We start from the raw sequence: 16991 nt of genomic DNA, 5'->3' as shown, positions 1-16991 counted from the left end.
TCGGCCAGCCCTGGATGAGGTCCGTACCACGGTCGGTTGCCCATATCCGAGGTGAGCCGTTGCCCCCTGTAGGTCCGCCAAGTAGCCGAACCTTCATATGAGTCATTCCTTGCTCAATGTAGCTGTCGGACTCACTCATCCTCCCAGGTGAAGCCCAAGACTGGATATGAATCTGAGCAATCTGGAGCAACATTGTCGCGCCCTGATTGGCCGGAGATCTAGCGTCGAAGCAGACGTTCGGGACGGGTGCAGTCGTCTCGGTCCCGGACTGCCTTGCCAACGTGGGCCGTCTGCCGGGGAGAGATCGTGAAGCGCTAGCTACCGCAATGGAAACCGGGAATGTACCGCTTCACCGCGTGGACGGTCCCGATGCCGTCCATTGCGCTTATGGTGCGCTTCGCCGATGCCCTGGACCAGGCCAATGAGCCGTCTGGCACCAAGAACAGCCGACGACGAGAACGGGGCTGAGATGGCTTATCAGCGAAGAATCTACGAGTTCCCCGGCGGCTTTCTGGAAACCAACGCCTACGGCGAAGACGACGACTCCGGCGTGTACCTGGAGCTGTTCCAACCCGAAGACGACACCAGAGACGATGACGAACGACCGGAGGCGGGACATGCGGTATAAGCCAACGATTCTCGGCTACCTCCGGACCGACATCAGCGGAATGGCGCTGCTGCGGGATCAGTCGCAGGTCCGCAAGCGAGCCGATCAACTCGGCTACGACTTCGCCGACATGATCGTTTACGATCCTCGGTTCGGTCGGCCACCGCTGGCACGGCTGAAGGCACAAGCCACCCGCTTGCACGCTGCAGCCGTAATCGTGCCCAGCGCAGATCACTTCGAGGACAGGGAAATTCCGCTTGATCTGATTCGACGGATGGACGTCATCACCGTGACGCCGGAAGAGACCTACGCCCGGCGGACTGCGCCGCCGCTTCGAGACCTGCCGCCCGCACAGGCGGACGGGGCCTAGCCGATGATCGTCGACCCGTTCAACAACCCGGACAGCTCGCTAGGGCGCGTACTTGACTGGATCACCCACAGGTTCGGGTGGTTCATCGCGGTATACGCCGTGATGTGTGTAATCACATGGCTTTCCGCTGAATCGTGGTTGACGATTCCGTCGCTCGTGGTCGTCGTAGCCTTCTGCGGGGCACTGTCGATAGCCCTCCTGCACAGCCAGTACACCCGTATATGCGTGCCGTGTATGCAGGAGGTGCCGGAGGATGCAGCCGAGCAGCGAAAGTGGCTGTTACGGGTCTGGCACATCTGGACCGGATTCGGCGCCGTGCCGATAGTGGCTGCGCTGGTGCTCATCCCGCTTCTGGTCTCCGCGCATCTGCCCGTCACTGTCCGCAGCGTGGCTCTCGCTCCCATGGAGGTCTGGGGGATCACTGCGGCGAGTTCGCTTCGGTTCCATCACCGGTTACGGCCGTGGTGCCCGTACTGCCGGGACTGGGGAGAAGACGGCGACATCAAAGAGCCGTCCCCCGATCCGGTCAACCACGGCGGTCGGACCACCTAGACCACTCCGTAGCTCGGGAGTCCAGGAAGGGGGAGCCGATGACACGAGCGCGAGCAGCGGAATCCGCTGCATCCTGCACTTCACAAAGACGACCCCGGCACCCGCAACCGCGCCGGGGTCCTCTGATATTTCAACGATTCGCCACCCCTATCCCCCCGGACGTCGGGGGGATAGGCCCATATGCCTGAGGATGGGCCACAGAAGGGGCGGAGGGGCATCCCCCAAGGGCCAACCCAACTCGTTAGGCAGTCTTCAGCTGACGGATCAGCTGTTGCTCATGCCAGTGCCGGAGTTGGTCCTCCGCCACTTCATGCTCAATCTCGGCTTTCTCCTCGTCCGACAGCTCAACCCAATCCGCCGGTTCGGGGACTTCTTGCACAGGATCCGGTTCATCTGTCATGACAGGACGACCCCACTGCTCCCTCAACTTCGAGAAGCCAGCCCGTTGCCGCTCGTACTCGGCACCAGTCTTGTCGTACCAATCCGACACGCGATACTCCTCGGCGATCTTGTCCAGCCGATCGAAATCGGCTGACGCATCAACCCGATACACCGCTGAGGGCCGACCCTTGCCGGTCGGCTCTCCCCCCGATCTCACAGCCAACCCGTTCGGAATCAGCTTCATATCCAGTGCCCTGCGAGCCGTCTTGGCGGTCATGCCAAGCCGGGAGGCGATATCGACAGCCGTCGAGCCAGGATGGGCCGCAAGGTCCAGCCAGACACGTTCTGCGGTTTGGCCTAGAGCGGCCCTCAGGAAGGCCGGGTGATTTAGGGACATCGTCAGGCCATATGAGCTGTCTGTTGGGGGGAGAGGTTCATATGGTCCAGTGTTGTCCCTAATTGCTGGCTCATCATCGACGTCTGGCCAGTCCAGGTTGATAACCCACCGCTGCGCGTGGTCGGCCTCTCGCTCCCTGGTTTCATCCTTCGCGATCGCCCCCATGTCGGCTAGCCGCTTCAACGCGTTGCCGACCGTCGTCCGGGCCACCCCGGCTCGAACGCTAAGTTCTCGCTGCGAGACATCGACAGTCCAAGCACCTACCTCGTGCGCCTTGGCCACCAGCGCCAAGGAGACAGCGCGATTGCTACTAGCCGTCCGGCGATACCAAGGGCCGTCCAATCGCTTGGATAGCGCCTCCAGCCGTTTACGAACCTCGGCCACCCCGCCACCGACAGGCGGATTCCACCTATCCTCCGCGCGTCGCCAGACCTTGCGGAGTCGACCCTCCAGCCGGTAGGAGCGATCTCGGCCATTCTCGGTGGCGAACACGTGGGAAAACTCGGATGTCGTGACAAGCTCTACGAAGTCGTCTTCATCGAGCCCGGCGTTCATCGCGTACATGGCAAGCGCCGACGCCGTAGCCCACTCCGAATAGTGCCCGTCCACGGAGTCCAACAAGGCCAGCGCATCGGCTGGCAGCCTCGAACGAAGAGTCTGAATCCGGTCTCCTGCTCTGTTCGTAAAAGTTGGGTGTCGCCCCTCGGTTCTCAATCCCAATCACCAGGTCGGTACTTGAACTCCTCCGCGATCATCAGACGAGTCCGCGGGGCGCGGCTGGCACGATTCGCTCGAGGATCTTGGTTGCCTTGTCCGTGAGCTGCCCCCCAGCACGGCCAGCGCTGCCGCTGAGTAGCTCCTTCTTCCTGGCCTGCCACAGGTGCCCCTTAACAGTGCTTGGTGTCTTACCGACCATTTCAGCTAAGTATTCAAGGGGCTTGGCCTGTCCTCTGTTCGCTGCCGAAACGTATGCACTCGCTAGCAGTGCCAGGTACTCATCCGTAACACCCTGTGCAAGAGCCGTTTTCAAGCGTTCCGCGCGATCGGCCTCATACCTTTCGCGGCCCTTGCTCCAGCGCCGTGAGCCCTCCAGCTGGCGGCGCAGCGTTTCAAGCGCCGCGCGAAAATCAATGTCCCGCAGCACAGTTGAGGACAGGCCACCAACCGGGTAGGTCTCCGGATCGGCGGGGGAGATCAGCAGCGCGCCGGGGCCGCCGTGCTCGACCCCGACAGGCCACTCCATACGCACCACCCAGTCACCGAGATCCTGGGTAACGATCCGATCCTCGCTCATACGCGACACCATACCCAACCTCTCAACCAAGCAGGTTGAGAGGAACCTCGCTACCCAACCTGTTTGCCAAATAGGTTGGCCGATCGTATTGTCGTGCCTTGCCGGACGGACCGGCCGAAACGGGAGAGAAGGGCAAGAACAGCATCAGCACCGGGGTACAGCGAGCGCGTCAATCAATCGAGTGGCTCAGCCGGAAGGAGGTTTCCAACTTGCTGGGCTACTCCCCGAAGACCCTGGCCAACTGGGCGCTGGAGGACAAGGGGCCGCGCTTCGCGCGAGTCGGCGGCGGCCAGTGTCGCTACCGCATCTCCGACGTAATCGAGTGGCAGAACAGCCACTTCACGACATCGTAAGCAAGGCAATGGCAAGCGTCTGGATACAGAGCAAGAACGGCAAGTATGTAGTCCGCTGGTACATAGACAACCCCGATGAGGAGAAATCAGAGAGCTATTCGAAGCTTGGGAGCACGAGGGAAGCTGGAACGGCTCGGTTTCGGAAACGAGAACTAGAAGAGCAGATAGCGAAGGGCACATACGTTGATCCGAAGTTGTCGAAACAGCAGGTAGGCAAAGCCGTCATGGTGTGGGCGGGACGTGCCCGCACCGAGGGCACTGAGCAACAGCGCTGGGCGTTGCACGCTGATCTCGGGGAGCTGGAGCGCGTCGCGATTGCGGATCTTCGGGCGACACCACATGTTCGCACCTGGGTTGATGTGCTTCTGAAGGGTCGCCCATGGCGGGACGGCAAGCCGCTCCAACCGGGGACGGTCAAGCGCCGGTTGGACATGCTAAAGGCGGTCCTCAATCAGCTCGTCGCGGATGACATTCTGGTGAAGAACCATGCGGCGACAGTGAAGCTCCCACCAATCGATGCCGAGGTGCTGCCCGAAAACCTGATGACCCTCGAAGAGGGCCGGATGGTTTTGCAGGCGGCCAAGGACGGCCGGATCCGGGTCATGATGCTCATCGGCATGCAATGCGGCCTCCGCCCCGCAGAGATAGCCGGGCTTCGTGTCCGGGATATCGATGTCGAGAACGCATCGCTTTCGGTCATGCAGCAGATCAGCCGGACACGGGTCGCAACCTCAGTACTGAAGACGAAGGCAAGCCGTCGCACGGTGCCGATCCCGTTGTCTCTCATCGCGGAGATCAAGCCGTTCATGGAGGGCAAGGAGCTCGACGACTTGCTGTTTTAGACGGCGAACGGCAAACCGTACAGCAGCAAGGACTTGGGCGACTGGTTGCACAGGGTCGCGAACCGGACAACGCTCTCACGGGTGTACACGTGGCGGGACTTCCGGCACTTCTACGCCTCCAGCCTTATCCGTCATGGCATCAACGTGAAGACCGTTCAGCGGCGTATGGGCCATGCCAGTGCGAAAGTCACGCTGGACATCTACACCCACATCTGGCCGGACCAGGACGACAAGACCCGTGAGGCCATCGAACTCGTCTGGTTCGACGCCGCCTAAGGGGGGTATGCGCTCGTACGGCTCCGAGCGCACCAGTGTTCCGGGAAATCTCCGGGATTGAGAGCCGAATTCGGGCATTCAGCTCATCTCACAAACCCCTGACCTGCACGCTACCGAATTCATGGGTCGGAACCGCTTGCTCTTACCCATAGGTGGCAAAACTACAGGGTGACGGGGCGCGCGCCCTCGATCGCCTCGGCGTTGCCTGCGGTCGTCGGAAATCGGGATGACCGGTTCGGATCAGACGGGCCGGTGGGCCGGAAAATCCTGTCGCATCGGCAGGGATGTGATGAGATCGGTGATCGCGGTGCGCAGGCGGGCGGGGGTGCCGCTGGACAGGGCGGTCCATTTGACGCCGTCGTCGGCGCGGCTGGCGGTGGCCAGTAAGCGGCCGTGGCGGGTGTCGAAGACGGCGATGTGGTTGTCCGTGATGTCGCGGGTGCCGTCGCCGTAGACGACGGCGGTGAGTTCGGCGTGTGCGTCGACCTGAACCAGTGCCGAGGCAAGGGTTTTCGCGTCTCGTGTCGGATTGCCGACTTTCGCGAGCCGGGTGGCCGTGGTGGTTGCGTCACCGGCGTCGTCGAAGATGGGGGCCAATTCCTCGGTGGGCGCGTTCATTCCGGTGAGGTCCAAGGGGTCGGCGGGGCCGAGGGCCGCCATGACGGTGCCCGGTAGATCGTGTCCCGCTTCGTCGATGACGTACGAGTCCGGGCCGCGCAGGGCGACCACTGCGAAATCGTCGCCCTTGGCGAGGCAGAATCGGTTGACCTGTCCGTTTACATACCAGCGCAGGGCCAGGACCCAGTGCGGCCGGTAGAGCGCGCGCAGGCGCTCGGCCAGTTCGGGATGCACCTGATCACCGTCGAGGAGTTCGCGGTCGGCGAGTGTCGCGGCGGCGGCGGTCATGGCGGCGTCGTGGTCGGCGGTATGTCGTAGCGGCCCAGGGCATTCAGCACCACGGGCAGCTCGTCGATCCCCAATGTCTCCTGGAGATACTGCAATTCGTCGAGGCTCAGGGTGACCGCCCGCAGCAGGGATGGTCCGCGGCCCGCGCCGAGCACCGTCACGGGGCGTCGGCCGGGTCGCCGCCGATGACGGCGGGCGCGATGACACGGCCGTCGGCGAAGTGCTCCACCGAACGCCCGTAGTCCTTGCCGTCGTGGGTCTCGTCCTCGTCCGCTATGGGGTTGCTGCCGAGTAGCGGGCTTGTGCTCGCGGACCGGACCGGTATGGTGGCCGCCGTATTCGGGGCGGCGGCAACGGGTTCGGCCACGATCGGTGCGGCGGGTGCGGCGCCAGCGCCGATTCCGGCGCCCGCGCCCCAGCCCTCGGGGAGTTTCAGTGTGCCGCCGCCGTTTCCGATGCTCACGTTCGCGCCGCCGCCGAACGAGACCGCGCGCGTGCTCGCGCCTGCCGCGCCCGCGCCCGCGGCGGCCACGCCCATACCGGCCATCATGGGCAGCTGGGCCTCGGCGGCCGCGGTCTGCGTCAGGCCGTTGGCGACCGCTGTCACGGCGGTGCCCGCCACCTGGCCCGCGGTGCTGACACCGCTTGTGACCACGGTTCCGGCGACCTGTGCGGCCTGGGCGACGGTGCTGATGACGGCCGGATTGTTGGCCAGACCGGCCGCTGTGGCCAGGGCCGCCTGAACTGGATCACCGGCCATATTGGCGGCCGCGCCCGCATCGGCCGAGCCCGCGCCCATGGCGATGGGCGGCGGCATGAGGAATTGGCCGGGCGTGGTGATGAGTGCGGTGGTCGCGGCCTCGTAGGTCTCCATGACCAGCGCGGCCCGGATGTCGAGGGCCAGCTTGGCCGCCTCGGCCGCTCCGGCGGTGCCGTTGAGCGCGCCGCCGGTGGAGTGCGCGGCCACCCGGGCGGCCTCGACGAGGGCGATTTCGGGCAGGCTCGGCATGGCAATGGAGGCCACGGTGTAGGCGGTGGCATTGGCGGCGGTCTTGGCGGCCATGACGGCGGCCATGACGCCCTGCTGTTCGGCCCAGACGGTGAAGCCGCCGAGGCGGGCGAGCACATTGAGCCCGTTCACGCCCTGCAGGCCGACGCCGACCTCGGCCATGACCCGTGCGACGGTGGCGGTGGCCTCCACCCAGGCGCCGGTGAGCACGCCCCACGAGGTGCTGGCCGCGGCGATCAGAATGGCGTGCGCGCCCGCGTTCAAGGTGACGGAGTTCAACTCCGCCATGCGGGGCAGCCAGAACACCCCGGTGATTCCCAGCGTCATGTCTTCCCCCTAGACCTGAATGGCCGCGATACCGGCGGCGTGCACCGCGTCCTGGATCAGGTACTGCGCGAGCTGGCTGCGCAGCGTGGCGGCGGCGTGGTGCAGTTCGAGAATGCCCTGGGCGACGGCCCGGTCATGGCTGAACGCGGCGTGATTGAAATGCCCGGCGGCCAGGAACGAGACCTCTTCGGTGCCGGAGGGCAGAACGTGGGTGGCCGGACCGGCCGCCGCCGAAACGGCGGAGAGCCGCTCGGCGAGTAGGTCGAGTTCCAGGGCTGCCGCGAGGACGACTTCCGGCTGCACGAGGACGTGGCCAACCATGATCGATCTCCCTTCGGATTCCCCCGGGTACGCGGTCGCGTCCCGATATGAAGATTGGACGCGACGGGGGAGTGGATCGGTTCCCGGTTTGCCGCGAGTTAGCCCCATCCCAGCTGATGAAGGCGGTCGTCGTCAATCCCGAAATAGTGAGCTATCTCGTGAATCACTGTGATTGTCACCTCCTCGACCACTTCTTCTTCGCTGTGACACATCTCCAGGATGGCCTCGCGGTAGACGGTGACCGTGTCCGGTAGCGCGCCGCCGTAATGGCTGAAGTCCCGGTCGGTGAGCGCGATGCCGTGATAGAGCCCGAGCAGATGCGGGTCCTCGTCATTGCGCGGTTCGATGAGCACCACGACGTTGTCGATGGCCTTGGACAATTCCGGCGGAATGAGATCGAGCGCGTCCCCGACGAGTTCCTCGAAACGATCGTCGGACATGGAGACCGGCACGGTTTACCTCGGCGCCGGAATGACCGGCGGCGCGGCGCCGGGCAGCGGCTGCGGGGTGGAGCGGCCGTTATTGGGCGGCGGCACCGGGGCCTGCCCGTCGACCAGGATGTCGCCGCGCGCCGATCCGGTAATGGCGGCGAAGCCCTCCTGATCCGCGCCCTTGCCGATCATGCAGTTGAGGCTCTTGCTCCCGGCCAGCCAGCTGCGGCTGTCCAGATAGTCCCAGAACAGCGTGAGGGTCTTGTTGCGCAGCGCGTCCTCGGCGCCGAGATAGTCGGTGGAGTCCTTGGCGCACTGCTCTTTCATGAACCGGTCCTGCTCGTCCTTGGATGGCGGGCCGCCGGGGAAGTGGCTGCTCAGATCGACGGTGGAGACGATCTCGAAGGCGTGCGGCTGGGCGCAGTCCACCGGATCGGTGGGCAGGTTGCGGGCAATGCCGATGCAGGTGCCGACGTCGTAGATCTTGGACTGGTTGGCGTTCTGCACGCTGCCGCTGACGGTGTGGGTGGCGGTGCCGGAGCTGCCCGCGACCTGCAGGCCGCAGCGCAGCGTGCGCTCGCCCGCCTTCCAGCCCGCCTCACCGGGATTGATCAGGCCGACCACGAATTTGCCGCGCGGATCGAACTTTCCGCCGAGATAGGACTGCGCGGCGCTGACGCAGTGCTCGTCGCGCAGTTCGGAGAAGCGCAGTGAATCCGGGAAGCGCGAACCCGGACCGAATTCCACGCCCGGGTACTTGCTCAGATCGATATCGGAGGTGACCTCGAACAGATGCTTGTCGCCGCAGTCCACCTTCACCAGATCGCTGGCATTGGATTTGGACCAGGCCAGGCAGTCGCCCTGTTTGGCGGTGCCGAAGGCCGCACCCGCGACGGCGCCCGTCGGCGAGGCCGAGCCGGGATTGTGCGCCTCCACGCGCCCGGCGTGGAAGCCGGAGACCGCGACGGTGATGAGCGCGGCCAGGATGGCGCCGACCGCGACCGCGAGTAGACCCCAGCGCAGGGTCGGCGCGGACAGCGGGCCCTTGTCGAGCTTGGCGCGCAAGCCTTCCAGCGGGCCCGGCAGGGATCCGCCCTTGGGCGGCGCCGACCGGCGACGGCCGGTAGGTGTGGGCTGCTGTGGCGGAGGCGACTGTTCGGACATCGTGGTCCATCATTGCAGCGCGGTCCGGCCCCCGCCATGTCCTCTTGTGTCAGGACCTGTCGGTTTCGGTCAGGAATTGATGAGGTCGGCCGCCTTCTCGCCGATCAGTACCGCCGGGGCGTGGGTGTGGCCGCGGGTGATGACCGGCATGACCGAGGTGTCGGCAATGCGCAGGCCGGTCACGCCGCGCACGCGCAGTTCGGGATCCACCACGCCGGTCTCGTCGGCGCTCATGCGGCAGGTGCCGACCGGGTGGTAGAGCGTGTGCGAATGGTCTTCCAGGCAGCGCCGCAGCACGTCCTCCATGGGCGTGTCGGCGGGCAGGGCGGGTTGCATGAGCTCGCCGATGTGTTCCTTCAGTGCGGGCTGGTGCGCGATCTCGACACAGGTGCGCAGGCCGTTGAGCAGGGCGGTGCGGTCGGTGAATTCGGAGCAGTAGCGCGGATCGATGCGGGGCGCGGTGAAGGGGTCGGCGGAGGAGAGGGTGATCTCGCCGGTGGACTTGGGTTTGAGCAGGATCGCCGCGAAGGTGAGCGCGTGGCCGTCCGGATCGCCGAGCCCCTCGGCGATGTACGGGGCGGGGCCGAAGATCAATTCGAGATCGGGCAGCCCGACATCGGGATGGCTGCGCACGAAGCCGTAGGCCTCGCCGACATTGGAGGTGAGCTGGCCGCGGCGGCGTAGCAGGTAGTTGGCGAGTTCCGGAATGCTCTTGTCCGCGCCGAAGAGACTGCCCGCGCGGGTGCGGTAGACAATGGGCGCGGCCAGGTGGTCGCGCAGATTACGGCCCACCTCGGGTGCGTGGTGCAGCACCGGAATGCCCAGCGCCCGAAGCTGATCCGAATCGCCGATACCGGACAGCATGAGCAGCTGCGGGGTATTGATCGCGCCGCCGGACAGGATCACCTCGCGCTTGGCCGTGAGCTGTTTCAGCTCACCGCCGAGCTGGTATTCGACGCCGATCGCGCGGGTCCCGTCGAAGAGCACGCGGGTCACGTGCGCGTCGGTGACGATGGTGAGATCGCGGTGCGCCTGCAGCGCGGGCCGCAGATAGGCGTCCACCGTGCTCCACCGCGCGCCCCGCTTCTGATTGACCATGGTCTGCGTGAACCCTTGCGGCTCATCCAGATTCGCCCGTTCGAGGGGATATCCCGCCTCGGCGGCGGCCTGCAGGTAGTTCAGCGTGTGCGGCCGCGGGCTGCGCTGGCCCGAGATGTGCAGCGGCCCGCCGGTGCCCTCGCCGGGTTCGGTGGCGTCCTCGACCGACTCCATGCGCTGGAAATAGGGGAGCACCTGCTCGAACGACCAGCCGGGTCCGGCGTGCTCGGCCCATTCGTCGTAGTCGGCGGCGAAGCCGCGCACCCACATCATGGCGTTCATGGAGGAGGAGCCGCCGAGCATCTTGCCGCGCGGCCAGTACACCTGCCGGTCGTGCAGTTCGGGCTGCGGTTCGGTGCGGTAGTTCCAGTCGTTGGGCCCCTCGAACAGCTGGGAGAACCCGGCCGGAATGCGGATGAATTTGTCCCGGTCGGCACTGCCCGCCTCGACGAGGGCGACGCTGGTGCCGAAGCGCTCACTCAGTCGCGCGGCCACCGCCGCCCCGGCGGATCCGGCGCCGACCACGATGAAATCGACTGTGTCCGGGGTGTATTGCATGGGAACTCCTCGGAATTGACTGCGCCGACCGGTCGGCACGACAACCGTGGCACGGAAGGGATGGGCCCGCTACCGGAGGCGGGTTCACACGGCGGCTCGGCGACTCCGCTGTGTCCATGGCCCCCACTATGGCGGGGTGGGCTGGGCGGTGGCCGAAAACGGAGGAAAAACCGGGGGGAACCGCGAGCTCGGCGGCGGGACAAGCGGTCTCGGCCGGGCCCCGACCTGGGCGAAATTCGGTAGCGGCGGCCCACTAGGCTTGAGACCCATGATCGACCTTCGATTCCTGCGGGAGAACCCGGACGTGGTCCGCGCGTCGCAGCGTGCGCGCGGCGAGGACCCGGCCCTGGTGGACGCCCTGCTCGAGGCGGATGCGGCCCGGCGCGCGGCAGTCGCGACCGCCGACAATCTGCGCGCCGAGCAGAAGGCCCTCGGTAAGAAGGTCGGCAAGGCGTCTCCGGAGGAGCGCGCCGTGCTGCTGACCCAGGGCCAGGAGCTGTCGGCCAAGGTGAAGGAGGCCGAGGCGGCCGAGAATGCCGCCGACGCCGATCTCGACGCCGCCATGCGCGCCCTGTCGAATGTCGTACAGGAGGGCGCGCCCGCGGGCGGCGAGGACGATTACATCGTGCTCGAGACCGTCGGCACGCCCTGCGAATTCGATTTCCAGCCCAAGGATCACCTGGAACTGGGTGAATCGCTGGGCCTGATCGATATGGAACGCGGCGCCAAGGTCTCGGGCGCGCGCTTCTACTTCCTCACCGGCTACGGCGCGCTGTTGCAGCTGGGCCTGTTGCAGCTGGCGGCGCAGAAGGCCACGGCCAATGGCTTCACCATGATGATCCCGCCGGTGCTGGTGCGCCCGGAGATCATGGCGGGCACCGGCTTCCTGGGCCAGCACGCCGCCGAGATCTACCACCTCGAGGAGGACGACCTCTACCTGGTCGGCACCTCCGAGGTGCCGCTGGCGGGCTACCACTCGGGCGAGATCATCGATCTGAGCGCGGGCCCCAAGCGCTATGTGGGCTGGTCGTCGTGCTTCCGCCGCGAGGCGGGCAGCTACGGCAAGGACACCCGCGGCATTATTCGCGTGCACCAGTTCGACAAGGTGGAGATGTTCGTCTACGCCAAGCCCGAGGACGCCGATGCCGAGCATCAGCGCCTGCTGGCCTGGGAGCGCGAAATGCTCGCCGCCGTCGAGGTGCCCTATCGCGTGATCGACGTCGCGGCCGGTGATCTCGGCTCCTCGGCCGCCCGCAAGTTTGACTGCGAGGGCTGGGTGCCCACCCAGCAGACCTACCGCGAACTCACCTCGACCTCGAACTGCACCACCTTCCAGGGCCGCCGCCTGAACGTGCGCTACCGCGACGAGAACAACAAGCCGCAGACCGCCGCCACGCTGAACGGCACCCTCGCCACCACGCGCTGGATCGTCGCGATTCTGGAGAACCACCAGCAAGCGGATGGTTCGGTGCGCGTGCCCGCGGCGCTGGTGCCCTTCGTCGGCACCGACGTGCTGCGGCCCATCCACGCCTGACGCGACCAAAGGCGGTGCGCCGGGGCGAGACTGCCCCGGCGTTCGTTCACCGAGACTTCGGGCGCCGCGAACCGCCGAAGCGAAGCGGAGGCAATCGAGCACAGTTAGGCTAGGTCCCGTGCGAGGAATCGGGTCTCGCGGCGATACCCGAACCCGGGTGCGGGCGGCGTCGGCGCTGGCGACGGCAATGGTCATGGCTCGGACCACCGGGGCGTTCTACGTCATGGGTGGGGTGCTGGGTCTGATCATCACCGCGGTCGCTCCGGGTGATGAGGGCAATCGGCCGCTGGTGGGTACGGCGGCCCTGGTGGCATTGCTGCTGGGCATCAGTCTGCTGATCTGGGGTCCGCGGATGCCGCATTCGGTGCATCACGTGTACGTCGGAATGGCGACGGTGCTGGTGACCATTGCGGTGCACTGGTTCCCGAATACCGTGGGCGCCATCAGCCTGGCCGCGTTCTACGTGTTCGTGGCCTGTGATGCCGCCATCTTCTTCGCCTGGCGCTGGCTGGGCGTGCATCTGGCCTTCGCCATCGCCTGCTGTCTGTGGGTGGTGCCCTCGCGCGGCCTGCCGTGGTGGTCGGGTCTGATTCCGGCGGGCATCACCTTCGGAATCGGCATCGTGGTGGGCATTTTGACGCGTATGGCGTCGGATGCCGATATCGATGTGCTGGCCGGTCTGCTCAATCGCCGCGGTTTCGACCGGGCGCTCAGCAATGCCATCGCGCATGCCGGGCGCACCGGGCAGGGGCTGGCGCTGGTGCTGGTGGACCTGGACCGCTTCCAGAAGATCAACGACCATCTCGGCCACCGCGCCGGTGACGCGGTACTGCAGCGGGTGGGCGACACCTGGTCGAAACTGCTTGCGCCGGACCAGCGTCTGGCCCGCTACGGCGGTGACGCCTTCGCGCTGCTGCTGCCCGGCACCACCGAACAGGCCGCCATTCTGCTGACCGAGCAATTGCGCGCCGCGGTGACCACCGGCTGTTCGGCGGGCGTGACCTCGTGGCAGCCGGGCGAATCCGGCTCGCTGCTGGTGAGCCGCGCCGATGTGGGCCTGTACCGGGCCAAGCAGGCGGGCCGCAATCGCACCGTGCTGGAATCCTCGCGGCAGCTGCCGCTGGCGGTGGAGCTGCGCGAGGCCATCGATCGCGGCACTCTCGATGTGCAGTACCAGCCCATCGTCAGCCTCGCCGACGGCGCCACCCGCGCGGTCGGCGTGGAGGCGCTGTTGCGCTGGTCCTCGCACGCGCAGCCGGATGTCACCACCGAGGGCCTGATCCGGGTGGCCGAGGAATACGACCTCATCTCCGATCTGGACGAACTGGTCCTACGCCGGGCCTGCGCCGATGCGGCCCGGCTGCAGGAGACCTTCGCCCAGCTGGATCTGACCCTCAATGTGAATGTGAGCGGCCTGGAATTGGCCGAAACCGAATACGCCGACCGGGTTTCCGGAATTCTCGCCGATACCGGCTGGCCCGCCGATCAACTGGTCCTCGAGGTCACCGAGAGCGAATTGGCCGCCGAATCCGAAACCGCCATTGCGAATCTGCACATTCTGCGGGAGCGCGGCGTGCGCATTGCCATCGACGATTTCGGCACCGGCTATTCGTCGCTGAGCTGCCTGGCCACCCTGCCCAGCGATATCCTTAAGGTCGACCAGTCCTTCGTGGCCGCCATCCGCTCCGATTCCCCGGCCCCGCCGCTGCTGGGAGTCATTGCGGCGCTGAGCAAATGCCTAGACCTGCAGGTCATCGCGGAAGGTGTGGAGACGGAGTACCAGGCCGCCGTGCTCACCGAACTCGGTTTCGCGCTCGCCCAGGGCTACCACTACAGCGATTCGCATCCGGTCTCCGAGCTCATCAGCGACCTCAACGAACGCCACGGCCTGGTCGGCGCGGGGGTCGCCGAGCACGAGGTGAACACCAACGGCTGGATCCCCATCGATAATCCCCTTGACGGCGGTCCCGGCACGGCAGCAAGCTGACCACATGCGCATGCTCATCTACGGCTGTTGATCCTTACGCGCCCTCCGCGGTAGCAACCGCGATCAGCGCACTGTATCGGTGCGTGGTCTCACCGTCCGTGCGGTGCTGTTCTCCCTGTCGGCGGACCTGATTCCGTACTACGCCCTCTACGCCCTGCTCTTCGCCGAGCACGGTCTGAACACGGCGCAGATCTCCATCCTGCTGGGCATCTGGTCCGCGACCTCGTTCCTGCTGGAAGTACCGTCCGGCGCCTGGGCCGACACGGTCTCCCGCCGTGCCTTGCTGATCCTGTCCGGCGCCCTGCTGGTCGCCGGTTTCGCCTCCTGGACTTTGTGGCCGACGTTCGCCGGTTTCGCCGCGGGCTTTATCCTGTGGGGCACCTCCGGCGCGCTGCGCTCGGGCACCTTCGAGGCGCTCGTCTACGACGAGCTCGCCGCGCGAGACGCCACGGCCGACTACGCTCGCATCATGGGATACGTGCGCGGTGCGGCCGAATCCGCCGCCCTGATCGGCATTCTGGCCGCAGCGCCGCTGTACGCCTGGGGCGGCTACGCCCTGGTCGGCTGGTCCAGCGTGGCGATCGCCGCCCTGCACAGGGTGTCGGCCTTCGGCCTGCCCGGTGCTCCCAAAGCCGTCTCCGCCGGGGACGTCGAGGAACTGGAGGACGGCGAGCCGTCCGAAGCCGGTGCGCCCGAACCGAATTCGCCGGTGGACGCCGCTGCGCCCGGACCGATCTCGCCGGTAGCGGGCGCGGCGGCCATGTCCCGCTACCTGCACATGCTCCGCACCGGCCTGCGGGAAGCCTTGCAGGTACGGGTGATTCGCCGCGGCGTCATCCTGGCCGCGCTGCTGGACGGTATCACCGCCTACGACGAGTACTTCGCCCTGCTGGCGGGCGATGTCGGTGTCTCACCCTGGGTGGCGGCAATCCTGGTCGGCGTCACCGTCGCGGGCGCGCTGATCGGCGCGGTCACAGCCGGTCGCACCGAAAACATCGCCCCGCGCACCATGTCCATCGCCGTGGCCGTCAGCGGCCTGCTGTTCATCGGCGGCGCGGCGGTGGCCGGTCTCGCCGTCGTCTACCCGAATGCCGTCCATGTCCTGACCGCCCTGGGCTTCTCGGCCATCGGCGCGGCCTACGGCATCAACTACAACGCCAATGTCCTTGCCGACGCCCGCCTCCAGGACGCCATCGAGGGCCCGGCCCGAGCCACCGTCACCTCGGTCTCCGGCTTGTTCACCGAGGTCTTCGCCCTGGTCGTCTTCGCCTTCGTCGGCCTGGCTTCCCTCTGGCTGCCCATCCCCGCCGTGGTCACCCTGCTCGGCATCCCACTGCTGGCCACTGCCGCTCTGGTCCCGGCCTGGCTGCCGCCCCACCCGGCTGATCGGGCCCCGGCCGCACCACATCGCGCGGCCTGATGCACTCGGTCGGCGGAGTGCGTCCGGGTGGGCGCCCCAGCCATCGCCGCCACGGTCCCGGCTTGATTGGCTTCGAGCACAGCCGATCCGGTCGTGCGAGTGGTGGCGTGATCGGCCCCCGACAGCGGTCGGCTGCGCTCACAGTGGAGCTGGCGGCTGTGGTGCAGAATCGGGGCGTGGCGGTGCGGCGGCGGGTTGGGTTGGTGTTCGGGGGGTGTATCGGGGCTGCTGTGGCGGGGCAGGCTCGGATCAATGGGGCGTTGGGGGAGCGGTTGCAGGATGGGGTGGCGGCGGCGGTGATCAGTTTCGGGGTTGGGCTGGTGTTGTTGCTGATCGCGTTCGGGGTGAGTGGGCGATTGCGGGTGGGGGTGGGGCGGGTGTGGGGGGCGCTGCGGTCGGGTGGGCTGCGGTGGTGGCAGTTGCTGGGTGGGTTGTGTGGGGCGTTTTTCGTTGCGTGTCAGGGGCTTACGGTGGCGGCGATCGGGGTTACGGCGTTCACCGTGGCGGTGGTGGCGGGCCAGTTGGTGAGCAGTTTGGTGGTGGATCGGCTGGGGCTCGGGCCGAGTGGGCGGACGCCGGTGACCGGATTGCGGGCCGGGGGTGCGGGATTGGCATTGGCGGCGGTGGCGTTGGCGGCGGTGGGGCGGGCCGATAACGGGGGTGGGCTGGCGGTGCCGGAGGGATTGCGCGGGGGTCCGCAGGTATTGCTGATCGGGTTGCCGCTGCTGGCGGGGTTCGGGGTGGCGTGGCAGCAGGCGGTGAACGGGCGGGTGGGGGAGGTCGGTGGGCCGCAGTCGGCGACGCTGGCGAATTTCGTGACGGGGCTGGCCGGATTGCTGGTGGTCGAATCGGTGGTGATCGGCCGGAGTGGGTGGCCCGCAACGTTTCCCGATGAACCGTGGCTCTATCTCGGCGGGGTGCTCGGCGTCGTGTTCATCGCGCTGGCCGTGGTGACGGTGCGCTGGATCGGGGTGCTGCTGCTCGGGTTGACCACGGTGGCGGGACAGCTGCTCATGTCGCTGGTGCTCGATGTGCTGACGCCGACCGGGCCGGGGTTGTCCGCAACCGTGGTGGCGGGCTGCGTGCTGACCTTCGTCGCGGTGGCGCTCGCCGCGCGCGCACCGGCACGAGCCGCGTAGGTCGCCCGGACCGCACCGGTGTTGT

17 protein-coding genes and 1 pseudogene are annotated in these 16991 nt (G+C 66.7%); 9 read left to right on the top strand and 9 right to left on the bottom strand.

Going from position 1 to position 16991, the window contains the following annotated elements; all coding sequences use genetic code 11:
* The first annotated feature begins 469 nt into the window (after positions 1 to 469).
* Genes NC4_RS39960 through NC4_RS03740 form a run of 3 tightly spaced genes read left to right on the top strand, consistent with a single transcriptional unit; the run spans position 470 to position 1529 of the window.
* Positions 470 to 628 (top strand): hypothetical protein, encoded by a 159-nt coding sequence (locus NC4_RS39960; protein WP_157554236.1) that lies wholly within the window; start codon positions 470 to 472, stop codon positions 626 to 628.
* A 40-nt stretch (positions 629 to 668) separates the two neighbouring features.
* Positions 669 to 977 (top strand): hypothetical protein, encoded by a 309-nt coding sequence (locus tag NC4_RS03745; protein ID WP_084528420.1) that lies wholly within the window; start codon positions 669 to 671, stop codon positions 975 to 977.
* Between the two features lie 3 nt (positions 978 to 980).
* On the top strand, positions 981 to 1529 hold the full coding sequence (locus tag NC4_RS03740) for a hypothetical protein (protein WP_067532202.1): 549 nt from the start codon (positions 981 to 983) through the stop codon (positions 1527 to 1529).
* A 241-nt stretch (positions 1530 to 1770) separates the two neighbouring features.
* Here NC4_RS03740 and NC4_RS03735 read toward each other — a convergent pair whose 3' ends face one another.
* Positions 1771 to 2862, bottom strand: coding sequence for a helix-turn-helix domain-containing protein (locus NC4_RS03735; protein ID WP_157554234.1), 1092 nt, complete (start codon positions 2860 to 2862; stop codon positions 1771 to 1773).
* Between the two features lie 199 nt (positions 2863 to 3061).
* A complete protein-coding gene (locus NC4_RS03730) occupies positions 3062 to 3601 on the bottom strand; it encodes a hypothetical protein (RefSeq protein WP_245721472.1) in 540 nt (179 codons plus the stop codon).
* Between the two features lie 98 nt (positions 3602 to 3699).
* Here NC4_RS03730 and NC4_RS03725 point away from each other — a divergent pair, with 98 nt between their 5' ends.
* Together NC4_RS03725 and NC4_RS44365 are read left to right on the top strand one after the other, a co-directional pair.
* Entirely contained in the window at positions 3700 to 3954 is a 255-nt protein-coding gene (locus NC4_RS03725; protein WP_245721471.1) for a helix-turn-helix transcriptional regulator, read from the top strand.
* 8 nt (positions 3955 to 3962) lie between these two features.
* Positions 3963 to 5072: pseudogene (locus NC4_RS44365) on the top strand (tyrosine-type recombinase/integrase).
* Between the two features lie 240 nt (positions 5073 to 5312).
* Here the strand turns inward: NC4_RS44365 and NC4_RS03710 are convergent.
* The 7 genes from NC4_RS03710 to NC4_RS03685 form a co-directional block, all read right to left on the bottom strand.
* Positions 5313 to 5978 carry an ESX secretion-associated protein EspG gene (locus NC4_RS03710; protein WP_245721470.1) on the bottom strand — a complete coding sequence of 222 codons (666 nt, stop codon included), beginning with the start codon at positions 5976 to 5978 and terminating at the stop codon, positions 5313 to 5315.
* The gene (locus NC4_RS42135) at positions 5975 to 6139 is read right to left on the bottom strand and encodes a hypothetical protein (protein WP_245721469.1); all 165 of its coding nucleotides are present in this window, start codon (positions 6137 to 6139) and stop codon (positions 5975 to 5977) included. Before NC4_RS42135 ends, NC4_RS03710 begins: the two co-directional genes overlap by 4 nt.
* The gene (locus NC4_RS43825) at positions 6136 to 7314 is read right to left on the bottom strand and encodes a PPE domain-containing protein (protein ID WP_067532190.1); all 1179 of its coding nucleotides are present in this window, start codon (positions 7312 to 7314) and stop codon (positions 6136 to 6138) included. Before NC4_RS43825 ends, NC4_RS42135 begins: the two co-directional genes overlap by 4 nt.
* Before the next feature lie 9 nt (positions 7315 to 7323).
* On the bottom strand, positions 7324 to 7635 hold the full coding sequence (locus tag NC4_RS03700) for a PE family protein (protein WP_067532187.1): 312 nt from the start codon (positions 7633 to 7635) through the stop codon (positions 7324 to 7326).
* A gap of 98 nt (positions 7636 to 7733) precedes the next feature.
* Positions 7734 to 8087, bottom strand: coding sequence for a metallopeptidase family protein (locus NC4_RS03695; RefSeq protein WP_067532185.1), 354 nt, complete (start codon positions 8085 to 8087; stop codon positions 7734 to 7736).
* Between the two features lie 3 nt (positions 8088 to 8090).
* Positions 8091 to 9230 carry a septum formation family protein gene (locus tag NC4_RS03690; RefSeq protein WP_084528413.1) on the bottom strand — a complete coding sequence of 380 codons (1140 nt, stop codon included), beginning with the start codon at positions 9228 to 9230 and terminating at the stop codon, positions 8091 to 8093.
* Between the two features lie 69 nt (positions 9231 to 9299).
* Complete coding sequence (locus NC4_RS03685; protein WP_067532183.1) at positions 9300 to 10886, bottom strand: GMC family oxidoreductase; 1587 nt, start codon at positions 10884 to 10886, stop codon at positions 9300 to 9302.
* Between the two features lie 268 nt (positions 10887 to 11154).
* Here NC4_RS03685 and serS point away from each other — a divergent pair, with 268 nt between their 5' ends.
* From serS to NC4_RS03665, 4 genes are all read left to right on the top strand, one after another.
* Complete coding sequence (gene serS, locus NC4_RS03680) at positions 11155 to 12420, top strand: serine--tRNA ligase (RefSeq protein WP_067532181.1); 1266 nt, start codon at positions 11155 to 11157, stop codon at positions 12418 to 12420.
* 118 nt (positions 12421 to 12538) lie between these two features.
* Entirely contained in the window at positions 12539 to 14407 is a 1869-nt protein-coding gene (locus NC4_RS03675) for a putative bifunctional diguanylate cyclase/phosphodiesterase (protein WP_245721468.1), read from the top strand.
* A 79-nt stretch (positions 14408 to 14486) separates the two neighbouring features.
* Positions 14487 to 15827, top strand: coding sequence for an MFS transporter (locus tag NC4_RS03670; protein ID WP_157554232.1), 1341 nt, complete (start codon positions 14487 to 14489; stop codon positions 15825 to 15827).
* A 158-nt stretch (positions 15828 to 15985) separates the two neighbouring features.
* On the top strand, positions 15986 to 16966 hold the full coding sequence (locus NC4_RS03665) for a DMT family transporter (protein WP_245721467.1): 981 nt from the start codon (positions 15986 to 15988) through the stop codon (positions 16964 to 16966).
* Positions 16967 to 16991 lie beyond the last annotated feature (25 nt).

This window comes from Nocardia crassostreae (assembly GCF_001613405.1).
In the GTDB taxonomy this organism is placed as follows: Bacteria; Actinomycetota; Actinomycetes; order Mycobacteriales; family Mycobacteriaceae; genus Nocardia; species Nocardia crassostreae.
This window is presented reverse-complemented; position numbering and strand designations above follow the sequence as displayed.